Origin of the sequence: Streptomyces sp. ISL-43 (genome assembly GCF_018614195.1) — a bacterium.
Classification (GTDB): Bacteria; Actinomycetota; Actinomycetes; order Streptomycetales; family Streptomycetaceae; genus Streptomyces.
The window spans coordinates 1-15195 of the sequence record NZ_JAGGOT010000068.1; the positions used below are offsets into that span (position 1 = coordinate 1).

12 protein-coding genes are annotated in these 15195 nt (G+C 71.8%); 4 read left to right on the top strand and 8 right to left on the bottom strand.

The window, feature by feature from the left end; all coding sequences use genetic code 11:
- The 3 genes from J7F03_RS33370 to J7F03_RS33380 form a co-directional block, all read right to left on the bottom strand.
- A partial coding sequence (locus J7F03_RS33370) for an FtsK/SpoIIIE domain-containing protein (protein WP_214956172.1) occupies positions 1–3476 on the bottom strand: 3476 nt, incomplete at its 3' end.
- Between the two features lie 68 nt (positions 3477–3544).
- Positions 3545–4393, bottom strand: coding sequence for an MBL fold metallo-hydrolase (locus tag J7F03_RS33375; protein ID WP_214956174.1), 849 nt, complete (start codon positions 4391–4393; stop codon positions 3545–3547).
- 193 nt (positions 4394–4586) lie between these two features.
- A complete protein-coding gene (locus J7F03_RS33380) occupies positions 4587–5450 on the bottom strand; it encodes a menaquinone biosynthetic enzyme MqnA/MqnD family protein (RefSeq protein WP_214956176.1) in 864 nt (287 codons plus the stop codon).
- 237 nt (positions 5451–5687) lie between these two features.
- Between J7F03_RS33380 and J7F03_RS33385 the strand changes: the two genes are divergently transcribed.
- Positions 5688–5891 (top strand): cold-shock protein, encoded by a 204-nt coding sequence (locus J7F03_RS33385; RefSeq protein ID WP_112451444.1) that lies wholly within the window; start codon positions 5688–5690, stop codon positions 5889–5891.
- A 211-nt stretch (positions 5892–6102) separates the two neighbouring features.
- Here the strand turns inward: J7F03_RS33385 and J7F03_RS33390 are convergent, their stop codons facing one another.
- A complete protein-coding gene (locus J7F03_RS33390) occupies positions 6103–7800 on the bottom strand; it encodes a lytic transglycosylase domain-containing protein (protein ID WP_308380063.1) in 1698 nt (565 codons plus the stop codon).
- A 188-nt stretch (positions 7801–7988) separates the two neighbouring features.
- Between J7F03_RS33390 and J7F03_RS33395 the strand changes: the two genes are divergently transcribed.
- A complete protein-coding gene (locus J7F03_RS33395) occupies positions 7989–8678 on the top strand; it encodes a thioredoxin domain-containing protein (protein ID WP_214956178.1) in 690 nt (229 codons plus the stop codon).
- Between the two features lie 67 nt (positions 8679–8745).
- Here the strand turns inward: J7F03_RS33395 and J7F03_RS33400 are convergent, their stop codons facing one another.
- The 3 genes from J7F03_RS33400 to J7F03_RS33410 form a co-directional block, all read right to left on the bottom strand.
- Positions 8746–9078, bottom strand: coding sequence for a hypothetical protein (locus tag J7F03_RS33400; RefSeq protein ID WP_214956180.1), 333 nt, complete (start codon positions 9076–9078; stop codon positions 8746–8748).
- Entirely contained in the window at positions 9078–9569 is a 492-nt protein-coding gene (locus tag J7F03_RS33405) for a DUF6232 family protein (RefSeq protein WP_308380064.1), read from the bottom strand. Before J7F03_RS33405 ends, J7F03_RS33400 begins: the two co-directional genes overlap by 1 nt.
- A gap of 132 nt (positions 9570–9701) precedes the next feature.
- On the bottom strand, positions 9702–11528 hold the full coding sequence (locus J7F03_RS33410; protein WP_251072883.1) for a long-chain fatty acid--CoA ligase: 1827 nt from the start codon (positions 11526–11528) through the stop codon (positions 9702–9704).
- Between the two features lie 118 nt (positions 11529–11646).
- On the opposite strand from J7F03_RS33410, the gene J7F03_RS33415 reads away from it, so the two are divergent.
- Positions 11647–12672 carry an AraC family transcriptional regulator gene (locus tag J7F03_RS33415; RefSeq protein ID WP_214956184.1) on the top strand — a complete coding sequence of 342 codons (1026 nt, stop codon included), beginning with the start codon at positions 11647–11649 and terminating at the stop codon, positions 12670–12672.
- Positions 12673–12949: 277 nt separating this feature from the next.
- Positions 12950–14110: a lipase family protein gene (locus tag J7F03_RS33420; protein ID WP_214956186.1), complete on the top strand. Its 1161-nt coding sequence runs from the start codon at positions 12950–12952 to the stop codon at positions 14108–14110.
- A gap of 34 nt (positions 14111–14144) precedes the next feature.
- Here the strand turns inward: J7F03_RS33420 and J7F03_RS33425 are convergent.
- Positions 14145–15195 (bottom strand): alpha/beta hydrolase (locus J7F03_RS33425; RefSeq protein WP_214956189.1); only part of this gene is annotated, 1051 nt, incomplete at its 5' end.

The window sequence follows — 15195 nt, forward strand, 5'->3', positions numbered from 1 at the left end:
CGGTCGGCCGTCATGACCACCTTGAGGCCCACCGCCGAACCCTCGCGGAAGATCCGCTGGACCATCTCGATCAGCTGGCCGTAGTTGTAGGCCTCGAAGGACGAGACGAAGCCCTCCCAGCTGTCCAGCAGCAGGACCATCCACGGAAGGCGGTCCTCCGGAGCGGCCGCCGCCCGCTGTTCGGCCGCGCTCGACGCCCCTTCCATGGCGAGCAGCTGCTGACGCCTGCTGATCTCCTTCAGCAGGCGGTCGATGAGCCGCCGCACCCGGTCCGGCTCGTCACGGTTGACCACGGCGCCGACGTGCGGCAGCCGTACGAGGGGCAGCAGGGCGTTCGACCCGCAGTCGATCCCGTACACGTGCACGTCGCCCGGGTCGGTGGCGCGCGCCAGCGCGCCGGCCAGCGTGCGCAGGGCCGTGGACCGTCCCGAGCGGGCACCGCCGGCCAGCATGGTGTGCTCGCCGCCCACCAGGTCGAGTCCGAACGCCGCACGGGCCTGCTGCGCCGGGAGGTCGGTGAGCGCGTATCCGATCGGCGGGACGTCTCCGTGCGCGGGCTGAGCGGGCGCCTGGGGCAGGTCCTGGAGCGTCACGTGCTCGGGCAGCGGATCCAGCCACGGGCTGCGCGGCGCCGGGAAGCCCATCGACTCCGAGCCCGCCCGGACGGCGTCGACGAGCACGGCGAGGTCGGTGACCATCGTGCCGTCGTCGCTCGCGTCGGCCACCCTGGGCAGCGGACGGCTGTACGACTGCCAGTCGAGCGGGACCAGGTTCGCCTTCGGGCCGCTGTTCCCGGTGGCCGGGCGCCGGCCACCGATCCGTGCGGACTGCACGCCCACGAGGGACTGCGCGCCGGAGCGGACGAAGGCGCGTCCCGGGGTCGACTTGGCGATGGCGCCGGAGTCGGGGGCGTCGATAACGTCCTGGGACTCGGTGCCGTCGGTCACGCGCAGCGCGATGCGGAGGTTGGTGTTGGCCCGGATGTCCGCGCTGACCACACCGGCCGGGCGCTGCGTCGCGAGGATCAGGTGCACGCCCAGCGAACGGCCGCGGCGCGCGATGTCGACGAGGCCGGCGATGAAGTCGGGGAGTTCGGCGACCAGCGAGGCGAACTCGTCGATGACCAGCACCAGCCGGGGCATCGGCTCCAGCTCGGGGCGCAGCTTCCTGGTGTCGTTGTAGTCCTCGATGTCCTTCGTGCCCGCGTTGAACAGGATCGTCTCGCGGTGGTGGAGTTCGGCGGCGAGCGAGGCCAGGGCCCGTTCGGTCAGGTGGGCGTCGAGGTCGCTGACCATGCCGACGGTGTGCGGAAGGCGGGCGCAGTCCATGAAGGCGCTGCCGCCCTTGTAGTCGATGAGGACGAAGTTGAGGGCGTCCGGCCGGTTGGCCACGGCCAGCGACGCGATGATCGTCTGGAGCAGCTCGGACTTGCCCGCGCCGGTCGTACCGGCGATGAGGGCGTGCGGCCCGTCCCGCCGGATGTCCAGGGTGAAGGTTCCGTCGGCCGCGATGCCGATGGGCGCCGCGGTCGTCGAGCCTCCGGCCCGCCAGATCTTCTCGATGTGGGTGCCCGCCGGGTCGGGCATGCCGAGGAGGTTCAGCAGCCGGGCCGCCGTCGGCAGGGCGCCGCCCGCGTCGTCGCGGCTCACGTCGCGCACCGGCGCGAGGGAGCGGGCGAGCAGCTCGCACCACTCGGGTCCGACCTGGTCGGCCAGCACCTCGCCGACGGTCTCCAGCCCGCTGCCGCGCAGCCGCACCCGCGTCGGCGACTCGTAGGTCCACGCGACGACCGCCGAGCACTCCTCGGGGAGCACCCGCTCGTCCTCGTCCAGGCAGAGCGCGAAGATCCCGTACTCCGGCCCCTCCTGGAGCAGCTGCGGCACTCCGGGCACCCGGCGCAGGAGCCGCGCCCCGTCGAGGACCAGCAGGACGAACGGATCCGGGACCATGCCGCCGCTCATCGAGCTGTGGTCCTCGCGGGCGGCCTTGCGCCGGGTCAGCTCGTTGAGCAGCTCGTTCACGCGGCGGGTGATGGCCTCGGAGTCGGATCCGACCAGGGCGACGCAGTCCTGCCCGAGCTGGGGCGAGGCGTGCGGAAGCCAGTGGGCCCAGGCCCAGTCGGCGCCCGCCTCGCGCACGGAGGACAGCACGACCAGCGAGAGGTCGCGGGGGCTGTGCAGCACGGCGGCCTGTACGGCGAGCCAGCGCACGGTGGCGAGGGCACGGGCGCGGTCGCCGGCGACTCCGACGACGCGGAGTTCCGCGAACGGCAGGGTGACCGGTACGTCGGCCAGCAGGGGAAGGTCCGGCTTGTCCTCGGCGTATCCGCCGCGGGCCATGGCCAGGTCGACGTCGGCCGGGAGGGTCCCGACGCCGATCCGCAGCTGGAGGGCGTCCACGTCGGTGATCCTGCGCTCCCACAGGCGCCGGCGCGGTCCGGTGGCGAACAGCAGGATCTCGGCGGGGTCGGGGCTGTCGGCCCGCCGGTGGGCCTGGTCCTGCCTGCCGAGCCGGGCCAGCTCGGCTTCGTAGGCGGCGACGTCCTTCTTGTACTGCTTGACCGAGGTCTTGTTCTTCTTCTTGCCCTCGCGGTTGTCGCTGATCCACTGCCCGAGCATCATCATCGGGGTCATCGCGCAGAAGAGCAGCATGTAGATCTGCTTGGTGACGGCGAACATGACCAGGCCGAAGATCATCGGGGTGAAGGCCGCGATCATCTGGAAGCGGGCCCGCTCCGACTTGGACGGCATGACGGGCACGACGACCCGGGGCCGCGGCCGCAGCGGCGACAGCCGGGGCGGACGGTTGTAGGCGAGCCCGCCTTCGCCCGTCGCGGAGAGGTGCGCGTCCGGCTCGCTGACCGCGTCGAGTACGAGCAGCGAGTCCCCTGCCCGTACGAAGGCCCCCGCCGGCCAGGCCTGGACCCCCTCGGCCTGCTCCCCGTCCAGCAGGACCCCCGCGCCCTCCTGGGCCTGGAGGGTGGCGTTGCCCTTGACGTCGATCGTCACGCGCGCGGCGACGGGGGCCAGTGTGCCGTCCGCCACCGGCACCGTGCAGGTGGGGGCGGAGCCGATGGTGGCCGTGCCGATGCCGAGGCGGACCACGCGGCCGGCGGCCGGACCGGCGGCGATCCGCAGTTCGTAGCGGCCGGCGGGTTCGCCCCGGCGCAGCAGGGGCCCGATCGCGTCGTCGACCGAGACCCGCATGCCGTCGCGCAGGATCCGCGCGGCCGGGGTCCCCGGCTCGCAGCGCTGCCCGTCCGCCCACAGGGTCGGCCCGGCGGGCGCCTGCCGCGCGTGACCGCCGTGCAGCGGTACCACCACCTCGCGCACCGCGCCGCCCGGAGCGAACCGGGCGACACCGAAGGCCGAGGCCAGCGTCTGGGCCACGTCACCGGCCGTCGCCGACTCGTCCGCATCGACCACGACGTCCTGCGGGGGTATGCCCCCCTCTACGACCGTCACCCGGACTCGCATGACCCGTCCCCTCACCGTCAGCGCGTGCTGCGCCGCCCACCCACTCGGTTCTCGCTGATCAAGCGAGGCTAGTGCCTGCGCGGTCCGTCGGGAAAGCCGCCCATGGGCAGAGCCGTTGGTTCGAAGCCGGCGAGCATCTGTTCCAGGGCCCGCTGGTCCGGGCCCACGAAGGGGTCGAGTCCCGGGGCCAGGCCCACCGTGTCGATCATCCGGGCGATGAGTCCGAGCCCGGAGGCCGGCGGCAGGTGCGTGGAGAAGACGTACTCGGGATCCATCTCCTTGACCGGCCGGACGGTGGCGAGGAACTTCTCCCGGTCGACGAGGGACGCCCAGGGGCTGTCGACTGACGCCCAGAGCAGCTGCCCGGCGCGCAGCTCCTCGGGGCCGACCGCGCCGGCGTCCCCGCCGGCCGCGAGGTCCGCGTCCGGCAGCGGCGAACCGAAGCAGTCGGAGCTGAAGCAGGCCCGCGAGCGGTCGTCGTAGAAGCCCACGGTCGCGGGGTTGTCGAAGAGCGGCGGCCGGAAGGCGGTCAGCGAGCGGTCCCCCACGTCCAGGGTCTGGCCCGGGTTGAGCAGGTGGACGCGGTCCATCGGCAGCGGCCGATCCGTGGACATCTCGCCCATGCCGAGGAAGGTGGTCACCACGCGGGCCTGCGGGGCCGCCTCCAGCAGGGCGAAGATCCCGCCGGTGTGGTCGCGGTCGGGGTGGGTCAGCCAGATCCACCGGACGTCCGCGGGGTCGATGGCCTCGGCCAGCGCCCCCAGGAAGTCCCGGTCGGGCAGGCCCAGGCCGGTGTCGACGACGACGGGCTCCCGTGCGTGCAGGACGTACGAGTTGACCGGGATGAAGCCGAGGCCGGGCGCTTCGAGGGCGTCGCCCAGGACGCTGACGTCCCGTCCGACTCTGCGAGTGGTCATGACGGAGCTCCGAAGGCCCCCTGGGTGGGCACGCTCGCGGCCGCCGGAGGCGTCCTGCCTCCTTCTCCATCGTGCTCCCGGCCGATCCCGCCCGCATGCCCGCATTCCCGGGAGCGTGAAAGGGGAACGCATTCCCGGTAAACACCGCATTCACCTTTCCGCTCTACGGAAAGGACGAAACCCATAAGACGCGCTAATACCCCGGGACGGTCGCCGCCAGAAGCTCCACGGCCACGTCCGGCGCATACCCCGTCGTCGGTCCCGTCCGCCGCGCGAATTCACGTACGCCGGCGAGCTGCTCGGGGCCGAATCGGAAGTCGAGGGTCGTGAAGTACCGCTCCAGCAGTTCGGCGTCGAAGGCCTCCCAGCGGGCCGCCTGCTCGGCGACCTTGGTGACCTCCTCCAGGGACACGTCACGGGAGGCGAGGAAGGCCTCGTGGACCTTGCGCACGACGAGCGGCTCGCGCTCCAGGTAGTCCTTTCGGGCGGCCCAGACGGCGAAGACGAACGGCAGGCCGGTCCACTCCTTCCACATGAGCCCGAGGTCGTGGACGGCGAGCCCGAGCCGGGGCGCGTCGTGCAGGGAGGCGCGCAGGGCCGCGTCGCCGATGAGCACCGCCGCGTCCGCCTCCTGCATCATCAGCCCCAGGTCGGGCGGGCAGGTGTAGTAGTCGGGCCGCACCCCGTACTGCTCGGCGAGCAGCAGCTGGGCGAGGCGTACGGACGTCCGCGAGGTCGAGCCGAGGGCGACGCGGGCGCCGTCCAGCTGGTCCAGGGGCACCTGCGAGACGATCACGCAGGACATGACGGGGCCGTCGCAGCCGACCGCGAGGTCGGGGAAGGCGACGAGGTCGTCGGAGTTTCGGAGGAACTCCACGAGGGTGATCGGCCCGATGTCCAGGCCGCCCCGGACGAGGCTGGCGCTGAGGTTCTCGGGGGTGTCCTTGGTCAGCTCCAGGTCCAGCAGAGTGCCGGTTCTGGCCAGCCCCCAGTAGAGAGGCAGGCAGTTCAGGAACTGAATGTGGCCGACACGGGGCCGGCTGCGATAGACGTCCACATCGCGAGACTAGCCCCCGCGTCGGCGTCAGCCGTCTGGCGGGTCTCAAACGTCCGAGTGACGTGATCTTTCCCTCTGGTCTCGGCCGCAGGGTGCGTGCTAGGCTCGACGCAAGTTGCAGTTTGGTTTCCCTTGCAGTACGAGGCCTGCGGAGAATGTGACCCGCAGGCTTTTGTAGTTTTCAGACTTCTTAGCAGGTTCTGGAGCAGGGCGACCCTTTGGCCCATAGGAGGGCTCATGGCTACCGGAACCGTCAAGTGGTTCAACGCTGAAAAGGGCTTCGGCTTCATCGCCCAGGACGGCGGCGGCCCGGATGTCTTCGTCCACTACTCCGCGATCAACGCCGCTGGTTTCCGCTCCCTTGAGGAGAACCAGCTGGTGAACTTCGACGTCACCCAGGGTCCGAAGGGCCCGCAGGCGGAGAACGTCACCCCGGCCTAGTCGCCTGGGCCAACCAATCGCGGTTGGATAAGCAGTACCCAAGGAGCCCTGTCTTCTCCGTGCGAGCGGAGTCGACGGGGCTCCTGCCTTTGTCCTGGCCGGATCGTCGGACCGGGCCTACGGCAGCGCCCCCCGGCGCCGTTGAACGGTGCCGGGGGGCGCTTTGCCGTAGGCGGGGGCGGATCCCGGGGCGGGGCCCCCGCCCCGGGGGTTACGCCTTCGGGTCGGGCGTCGGGTCCGTGGTCGGCTTCGGGGTGATCGTGAGCTCCAGGAAGAGTTCGACCTTCTCCGAGATCCGGACGCGGAGGGTGTACTTGCCCGGGGCGACGCCCGTCGTGGACAGCTCCGGCAGGGCGCTCTTGCCGTCCGCCCCCGTCGCCGCCAGCTCCAGCACCGTCAGCTTCTTGCCGTCCTTGTCCAGGAAGTACGGCGTCGTACCCGCCGTCGCCGGGTCCGCGGGGACCCACTTCCCGTCCTTGTCCTTCGTCCCGAGCCCGGCCGTGGCCTTCGCACCGGCGACCGCGTCGCCCTTCGCCGTCGCCAGGAACTGCACGCCCGTGATCTCGGTCCCGGTCACCGCCACGATCGGCTTCTCGGCGTCCGCGTCGCTGCGGACCAGCAGGTCCGCCTCCGGGACGGGTACCGGCTTGGCCGGGGTGACCTTGCCCGCGAACCTCACGGTGGCCTCGCCCGCGGTGACGTAGCCCGTGCCGCGCAGGACGAACGTGCCCGCCTTGGCACCCGCCTTGAGCTTCGGGACGGTCACCAGGCCCTGGGCGTCGGTGCGGACCACGGCGAAGTCCTTGCCGGTGGCCTCGAAGACGGTCCCGCCGGTGGTGTCCTCCTCGACCGACAGCACGACGGCCTGGTCGGCGGCCGGCTTGCCGTCGCTCAGCACGGCCTTGATCTGCGGAGCCTGGGCGAACACGGTCCCGGCCTCGGCCGTGAGCTCGGTGGCGCCGACCGCCTCCAGCTTGGCCAGGTGCGGAGTCGGAGTCGGGGTGGGAGTCGGAGTCGGCGTGGGAGTCGGGGTGGGCGTCGGGGTGGGAGTCGGCGTCGGCGTCGGCGTCGGCGTCGGCGTGGGAGTCGGCGTCGGAGTCGGGGTGGGCGTCGGGGTCGGGTAGTTCCCGGCGGGCGGGTTCGGCACCGCGGCCGCGCCGTCTCCGGCCTGGTACTGCCGCATGTACCCGAGCACGGTGTTCACGTACTCGCGCGAGTTGTTGTAGCTGAGGATCGCCTTGTCCAGGTGCCCCGCGTCGGAGAGGTTCCGCCCGCCGGCGCAGAGGTAGAGGCCCGCGCCCAGCGCCGCGTCGTAGATGTTGTTCGGGTCGCGCTTGCCGTCGCCGTTGCCGTCGGCGCCCCACGTCGACCAGGTGGAGGGGATGAACTGCATCGGGCCGACCGCGCGGTCGTACACGGCGTCCGCGTCCCACTCGCCCTTGTCGGTGTCCCTGATCTCGGCGAAGCCGTTGCCGTCCAGGCGCGGTCCGCGGATCGGCTTCTCGGTGTACCCGTCCGCCTTGAGCCCGTAGCCGGAGGCGTGCACGGACTCGGTCCTGCCTATGCCCGCGAGCAGTTGCCAGGGCAGCTTGCAGCCGGGCAGCGCGGCGGCGACCGAGACCTCGGCGCGCTTGTAGGCGTCGATGGCGGTCATGGGTATGCCGGCGACGGCCCCTTCGGGGCTGGTGGCGCCGGGGGGAGGCGGCGGGTCCGCGACGAGGTCGGGCAGATCCAGCCGGGCGTCACCGCGGTCGGTGGCCTGCGGGCTGTCGGGGGTCGGTTCGGCCTCCCCGGCGCCCGCTATCGGCGTGTTGGTCACGACCGCCGCGGTCGTCAGGCTGGCCGCGAGGGCGGCCGTGCACATGACTTTGCGCGAGGTGTTGACGAGGTGACGGTGAAGTGGCTTCACAGTGCGGCGATCCCCCCAAGGCGGCCGATCCGGGCCCCCGTAAAACGTAAATACGTCACATCTGGTACGCGTACGGCCGATCGGGCCGTGGAGGTTAACTGTCTATCAGGTCTTCCGACCCGACTCACCGTCCCCCCGGGAGATGTCTCCCACCATTCGTCTCGTCTTCGCCGGTCCCTTGTCCACAAATGAACCAAGGCCTTAAGTCCCTGCCCCATACCTCCCAATGGCACCTACTTGACCGCTCTGCGATCTTTATCCTTGCCGGCAAGCCGTTCGTCCAGCCGGCCCACACCACCGGCAAGGACGGGATCGTGATCCCGTACGGCAAGGCCGACGCGAAGAACGTCCTCTCCGTCTGGCTCGATCCGCGCTGCCCCTACTGCGCGGGCGTCGAGATCGGCCTCGGTCAGACCTTCAAGGAGCAGGCGGACGCGGGCACATACCGGGTCGAATACCACTTCGCCACGTTCCTGGACAAGGCGCTGGGCGGCGGCAAGGGCTCCAAGCGCGCGGTCAACGCCCTGGGCGCGGCGGTGAACGAGAGCCCGGAGAAGTTCATGGACTACCTCCAAGTGCTCTACAAGAACCACCCGGAGAACGAGTCGGACGACAAGTTCGGCTCCACGGCCACCCTGCTGGACCTCGCGGACCAGGTCCCGGGCCTGCGCACGCCCGCCTTCAACCAGGCGGTCAAGGAGCTCACCTACATGCCGTGGGTCGACAAGGTCGGCCGGGCCTTCTACGACCAGAACATGCAGGGCACTCCGGATGTCTCCGTCAACGGCAAGAAGATCACGGTCAACTCCGGCCAGGGCATCGACTCGATCACCCCGGACGCCTTCGGGAAACTGATCGCGGAAAACCTCGAACGGTAGCGGCGCGGGCGCGTCGCGTCGAAAGCAGGGGGCCACTCGGCGTGACCCCCTTCCTTCCGTTTCCGGCTCAGCCCAGCAGCGCCTTGACGGCGGTGATCACGGGAACTCCGGCTTCTCCGATGACCGTCGCGATTCCGGAGAACGTCCGGAGCAGTTTCTTGAATCTCTCCTCGGAGGGATTCGCCTGGATCTCCGCCACCGCGGCGTCCACGTCCGCGCGGTCGCTGTCGTCCAGGTGTTGCCTCATCGCCTGGACTTCTTCGAGGAGTTTCTCCACGGCCGAGACGTCCGGCGTCGATCCGCCGACGTATTTGCCTCCGGCCACGATGTCTCCGGAGCCCGTGTGCGAGGCCTTGCCGATGCTCCCGGCCCCGTACTGCGCGTACTGGTCGCCGCCCATCACCGGCCTCCCCTGATGTCGCCGGAGCCACTGTGCTCGGCGAAGCCGATGCTTCCGGGTCCGTACTGCTTGATCTGGTCCCCCATGACCGCTTCCTTGATGTTGATCGTCACCGGGGCGGCGTCCGGCCGGCCGATGGCTTTCGTGATCTCGAAGACGAGGTTCTGGATCTCGCTGTGGTCCAGGGACCACACGGCATCGCGCTGGGTGCCGGAGGTGTTGAGGACCAGGCCGTACACCGGGGGCCTGCCGATCACCTTGACGAGCTGCCAGATCAGCAGGCCGAAGACGACGACCGCCAGGAACCCGGCGACGTTCCCGAAGATGGCCGCCGCGACTGCGCCGATGACGAGGCAGAGGAAGGCCCGGCCGATGAACCTCCTCCAGGCCGCTCCCTTGTCGACCTCCAATACGCGCTGCCCGACATGGGAGATGTTGTGCAACGGATATGCCTCACCGTCGACCCACAGCACACCTTCCTGAACACGCACTTGGACCGTCGAATTACTAGCCGCCATATTTCGCCCCCCTGGCTCTTTTTGGCGTTGACGGCTCGAAGTGTAGGGCGGGCTCGACCGGCCACGTAGGGATTGGACCATTTCGACTTAGTGATGATCATTTACTCATTCCGCTTGACGCGGCACGCGGCGGAACGCGGGCTTCCCCGCATCGCCGCCGCCCGCCCGCACCGCCCTCGCGGAGCCCTGCGCGTACAGCTCCTCGATCTCCCCCGCGTACCGCTCGGCCACCGCCCGGCGGCGCAGTTTCAGCGTCGGGGTCAGGGTGCCCGCGTCCACCGTGAACTCCTCGGCCAGGATGCGGAACGCGCGGACGCGGGCCGGGCGCGAGACCGTCGCGTTGGCCGAGGCGACTGCCTCCTCGATGAGGGCCCGGACCGCCGGGTGGGCCCCCGGGCACACGGGGTCCGGAGTCACCGACTCGCGCGCCGCCCAGGCGGCGATCTCCTCCGCGTCCAAGGTGATCAGGGCCACCGGGTGGGGGCGGCGGTCGCCGATCATGACCGCGCGGGAGACGTAGCGGGAGCGCTGGATGGCGAACTCCAGCTCGGTGGGGGTGATGTTCTTGCCCGCCGAGGTGATGATCAGCTCCTTCTTGCGGCCGGTGATGGAGAGGTAGCCGTCGGCGTCCAGTTCGCCGAGGTCCCCGGTGTGCAGCCAGCCCTCCGGATCCAGCGCCTGCGCCGTCGCCGCCGCGTTCGCGTGGTACCCCGGGAAGATCATCGGGCCCCGCGCCAGGACCTCGCCGTCCTCCGCGATGCGGACCTCGCACCCCTCGATCGGCCGGCCCACCGAGCCGTAGCGGACCCCGGCCGGGTGGTTCAGGCTGATAACCCCGGCCGACTCCGTCATCCCGTAGCCCTCGAACACCGCGATCCCGCAGGCCCGTAGGAAGTGGAGCGTGGCCGGGGCGATCGGCGCCCCGCCCGTCAGCGCCCACTTCAGCCTGCCGCCGAACGCGCCCCTGACCAGGGAGTACAGGGACTTCTCGGCCGCCTCGTACGCCTCGCGGGACTCGGCCGGCAGGCGGCCTTCCGCGGCCAGGAGCCCCAGGCGGACCGCCTCGCCGAAACGGTCGGCGCCGCCCTCCTGGGCCTCCGCCAGGGAGAGGACCACCGAGTGGAGCTTCTCGAACAATCGCGGCACGGACGGCAGGTGCGTGGGCCGGGCCTCGGCCAGCTCGCCGATGACGTCCTCGATCCGGCCGCCGAAGTAGCAGAGCTCGCCGCCCTCCAGGAGGGTCGTGTACTGGATCAGCTGGGCCAGCAGGTGGGCCAGGGGGAGGTAGAGGTACGTGGAGTCGCCCGGGCCGCCCCTGACCAGCGGGAGCGTGGCGTCCTGGATCGCGCCCAGGTTGCCGTGCGTGAGGCGGCAGCCCTTCGGCAGGCCCGTGGTGCCCGAGGTGTAGACGATCGAGGCGTCGGCGGCGGGGTCCACCGCCGCGGCCCGGGCGAGGAGTTCGGCCTCCGGGGCGGCCCCGGGGAGCGATCGCAGCTCGTCCATCGCCACTACCGCGCGCAGCCCCGGCAGCTTCCCCCGCAGCGCCTCCACCCGCGCCGTCTGCGCCGCGTCGTCGCAGACGACGGCCACCGCCTCCGAGTCCGAGAGCACCCAGGCGAGCTCCGCCTCCCCCGCCGTCGGGTACACGGGCACCAGGACCGCGCCCGCCGCCAGCACCCCGAAGTGGGTGTACGTCCACTCCGGGCGGGTCTCCGCGAGCACCGCGACCCGTTCCCCGGCGGCCACCCCGAGGCCGAGCAGCGCGCGCCCGGACTCCCTTACCCGGTCGCGCAGTTGTCCGTAGGTGACCGTCGACCAGCCGCCCTCCGCCGCCTTGTGCCGCAGCGCGGTCTCCGCCGCGTACCGCTCGCCCGTCCACTCCGTGAACACCGCCAGCGTGCGCGGCCTCACGGCCTCGTCCATCGCGCTCATCGGGCTCGCCTCCCCTCGGGTCGTACCGATGACGCTAGGCACCGCGGTGGTGTCCGCGGCATGACCGGAAGCGTCACCCCCGCTGACCGCAGCGCTCAATGCGGCTACCGTCAGAGCCATGGGGAGGCGGACGATCACCGTGCACCACGTGCGCGCCGTGCTCGCGGGCGCGCGCGTAAGCGGCATCGACACCGTGCCGCTGCTCCAGGAGGCGCAGATTCCGCCGCTGCTGCTCGGCGACGACCGGGCGCGCATCACTCCGGCGCAGTTCGCGCGGCTGTTCCGGGCGCTGTACCGGGTCACGCAGGACGAGTTCCTGGGCCTGTCGTCCGTGCCGAGCAGGCCCGGGACCTTCGCGATGATGTGTTACGCGGCGCTGGGCTGCCCGGACCTCGGCGCGGCGGTGGAGCGGTCCGCCGCCTTCTACGGACTGTTCCCGGGCGGGCCGGAGCTGGCGCTCGAAGTCGAGGGCGGGCAGGCGCGGTTCACCGTCCGCAACGATTTCGCGCGCGACGAGGAGCGCTTCCTCACGGAGTGCGTGCTCGCCATCTGGCACCGGCTGAGCAGCTGGCTGATCGGGCGGCGCATCCCGCTCGCGCACGCGTCCTTCGCGTATCCGGCGCCGCCCCACGAGGCCGAGTACGAGATCCTCTTCGACTGCCCGGTCCGCTTCGGCGAGGCGCGCACCGGCGCGGCCGTCGCCTTCGACGCGCACTGGCTGACCGCCCCGCTCGTGCGCGACGAGGCCGCGCTCGACGCGATGCTGCGCCGGGCTCCCTTCGACCTGCTCTCGCGGCCGGCGTACGGGACCACGGTCGCGGAGCAGGTCCGCCGGACCTTGACACAGGCGCTGCGGAGCTCGCCGCGGCTGCCGGAGCTCGGGGAGGTGGCGGGGCGCCTGGCGGTGTCGCCGGCGACGCTGCGGCGGCGGCTGCGGCAGGAGGGGACCTCCTTCCAGCAGCTGAAGGACCACGTGCGGCGGGACGCGGCGATCGCGGGGCTGGCGGAGAGCGGCGAGCCCATCGCGGAGCTCGCCGCCCGCCTCGGCTTCTCGGAGGACACCGCCTTCCACCGGGCGTTCCGGCGGTGGACGGGGACGACGCCGGGGGCCTACCGCGTGGCGTCGGGGAGCCCGGAGGCGTAGGGGGCGGGATCAGGCCGTGCGGCCGCGCCGGGGGGCCGCCGAAGCCAGGGCGGAGGCCGGCACCCCCAGGACACCCAGGGCGGCCACCCCGAGGGCGGCGAGGTGGACGATGCTCATCCGGTTCGTGAGTGCCCCCCGGGCCGGGAAACGCGGTCCACGGTCGGGAAGTGAGGTCCCGGGTCAGGAAAGGTGAGCTGTGCGGTCAGCGACGTTCCTACCGGTCGGTCACTACGTTCTCCTCACCTACCCCCACCGGACCCATCGGGAGAGCCGCCCCATGCGCATCCGAAGTTCAGCCCTCGCCGCCGTGGCCGCCCTGGCCCTCTCGGCCGCGATCCCCGCCACCACCGCCCGAGCGGACGGCGAGGCCGGCCAGGCCCCCCGCCCCGGCGACATCGTGAGCAGCGCGCCGTCCGCGTTCCACCCGCTCCCCGGCCAGCCCACCCACACCAAGGCCTGGAAGATCCACTACAACTCGACGACCGCCGACGGCGCCCCGAACGTCGTCTCCGGCACCGTCGTCGTCCCGCAGGACGGCCGTACCGGCCCGCGCCCGCTGATCACCTACGCCGTCGGCACCGTCGGCATGGGCGACTCCTGCGCGCCGAGCAACAACCTCCCGTACGGCACCGCCATGGAGGCCAACCTCATCCAGCAGCTCACCCTGCGCGGCTGGGCCGTCGTCGTCACCGACTACGAGGGCCTCGGCACCCCCGGCGTCCACACCTACACCGTCGGCCCCTCCGCCGGCCACGCCATGCTCGACGCCGCCCGCGCCGCGACCCGCCTCCCCGAGGCCGGGCTGTCCGCGAACACCCCGGTCGGCATCATGGGCTACTCCCAGGGCGGCCAGGCCAGCAGCTGGGCCGCCGAACTGCAGGGCTCCTACGCACCGGAGTTGCAGGTCAAGGGCACCGCGACGGGCGGCGTCCCGGCCGACCTGATGAAGGTGGCCGACTTCAACAACGGCTCCTACGGCTCCGGCCTCATCTTCATGGCCGCCGCCGGCCAGGACGCTGCCTTCCCGGAGCTGAGGCTCGACTCCTACCTCAACCCGGCGGGCAAGGCCCTGGTGGCCGGCATGAAGGAGAACTGCGTCGCCATCGACGCCATCGCCGGCTCCTTCAAGCGGATCTCCGACCTGACGACCCGCAACCCGCTCGACCAGCCCGACTGGCAGGCCCGCCTGAACCAGAGCAGGCTCGGGCGCACCGCCCCGGCCGCGCCCGTGTACCAGTACCACGCGCTCGGCGACGAGCTCATCCCGTACGCCGTCGGCAGCCGGCTGCGCTCCGACTGGTGCGCGAAGGGCGCGAACGTCGAGTTCGACACGATCTGGATCGGCGAGCACGTCAGCGGGGTGATCACCCAGTCCCTGGCGGCCGGGAACTGGCTCGCGGACCGCTTCGCCGGACGCTCCGCGCACCCCGACTGCTGATACCGCGCCGCTCTTCGCCCCGCCGGGAGTGACCTCACTCCCCGGCGGGGCAGGACCGCGTCCCGGCCGGGAGGCGGCCGTCGATCAGGAAGTGGTCCACGTACCCGCGCACGCAGGGCGAGGCCACGTACCCGGTGTGGCCGTCGCCCTTGTAGTCCACGACCACGGTGTTGCCCAGCCGCTTCGCCGTCTCCTCCGTCCACTCGTACGGGGTCGCCGGGTCGCCGCGGGTCCCGACGAGCAGCATGCGCGGGATGCCGGCCGGGCGGTCGATCTTCCGGATGAAATCGGTGCCGGCGGGGCGCCCGTAACAGGACAGGACCGTCATCAGCTGGCGCGGCCCGAAGAGCGGCGAGGCGGCGAGGAAGACCGGCTGGAGCGCCTCCAGCTCCCGTGCGACGGCCTCCGGAGAAGCCTTGGCGTCGCCGCGGTCGGGGTCGTCGGCGCAGTTCACGGCGACGAGCGCGGCAGAGGCGTTGTCGGCGGGGACCTCGCCGCCGCCGTCGTCCCGCGGCGGGGGCGGCTCGGTCGGGCCGCCGAGCCGCATCAGGCCCACCGGGTCGCCGTCGCGCTCGAGGAGCTTCAGCGCGTCCGCGAGTGCGGGCCACACTTTCGGCGAGTACAGGGCGGTCCCGATGGCCTCGACCACGTCCTGCCCGGTGAAGGCCATCCCGTAGGCGCCGGCCAGCGGCTCCTCGTCCAAGCGGGCGACGAGGGTTTGCACCTTCTCCCTGGCCGTACGGGTGTTCGTGCCGAGGGCGCAGTCACCGCGGTGGACGCACCAGGTGAGGAAGCCGTCCAGGGCCCGCTGCTGGCCGGCCGCGGAGAGCAGTGCCTGCTCGGTGAGCGGCTCGGAGAGGGTGTCGACCCCGTCGAGGACCATGCGGCCGGTGCGCTGCGGGAACTGTGCGGCGTAGACGGCTCCGAGGCGGGTCCCGTAGGAGAAGCCGAAGAAGTTCAGCTTCTCCTCGCCGAGCGCCCGGCGCATCTCCTCCATGTCGCGGGCCACGCTGACGGTACCGATGTACGGGAGCACGGGCCCGGAGGCGCGTGCGCAGCGCTTGGCCGTGACTCCTCCCCGCCAT

What these genes read in the sequence shown, in the direction of transcription:
- J7F03_RS33375 (WP_214956174.1), bottom strand. Translation starts at nt 4,393, where the DNA reads ATGACCACTCGCAGAGTCGGACGGGACGTCAGCGTCCTGGGCGACGCC.
- J7F03_RS33385 (WP_112451444.1), top strand. Translation starts at nt 5,688, where the DNA reads ATGGCTACCGGAACCGTCAAGTGGTTCAACGCTGAAAAGGGCTTCGGC.
- J7F03_RS33395 (WP_214956178.1), top strand. Translation starts at nt 7,989, where the DNA reads ATGAACCAAGGCCTTAAGTCCCTGCCCCATACCTCCCAATGGCACCTA.
- J7F03_RS33400 (WP_214956180.1), bottom strand. Translation starts at nt 9,078, where the DNA reads ATGGGCGGCGACCAGTACGCGCAGTACGGGGCCGGGAGCATCGGCAAG.
- J7F03_RS33410 (WP_251072883.1), bottom strand. Translation starts at nt 11,528, where the DNA reads ATGAGCGCGATGGACGAGGCCGTGAGGCCGCGCACGCTGGCGGTGTTC.
- J7F03_RS33415 (WP_214956184.1), top strand. Translation starts at nt 11,647, where the DNA reads ATGGGGAGGCGGACGATCACCGTGCACCACGTGCGCGCCGTGCTCGCG.
- J7F03_RS33420 (WP_214956186.1), top strand. Translation starts at nt 12,950, where the DNA reads ATGCGCATCCGAAGTTCAGCCCTCGCCGCCGTGGCCGCCCTGGCCCTC.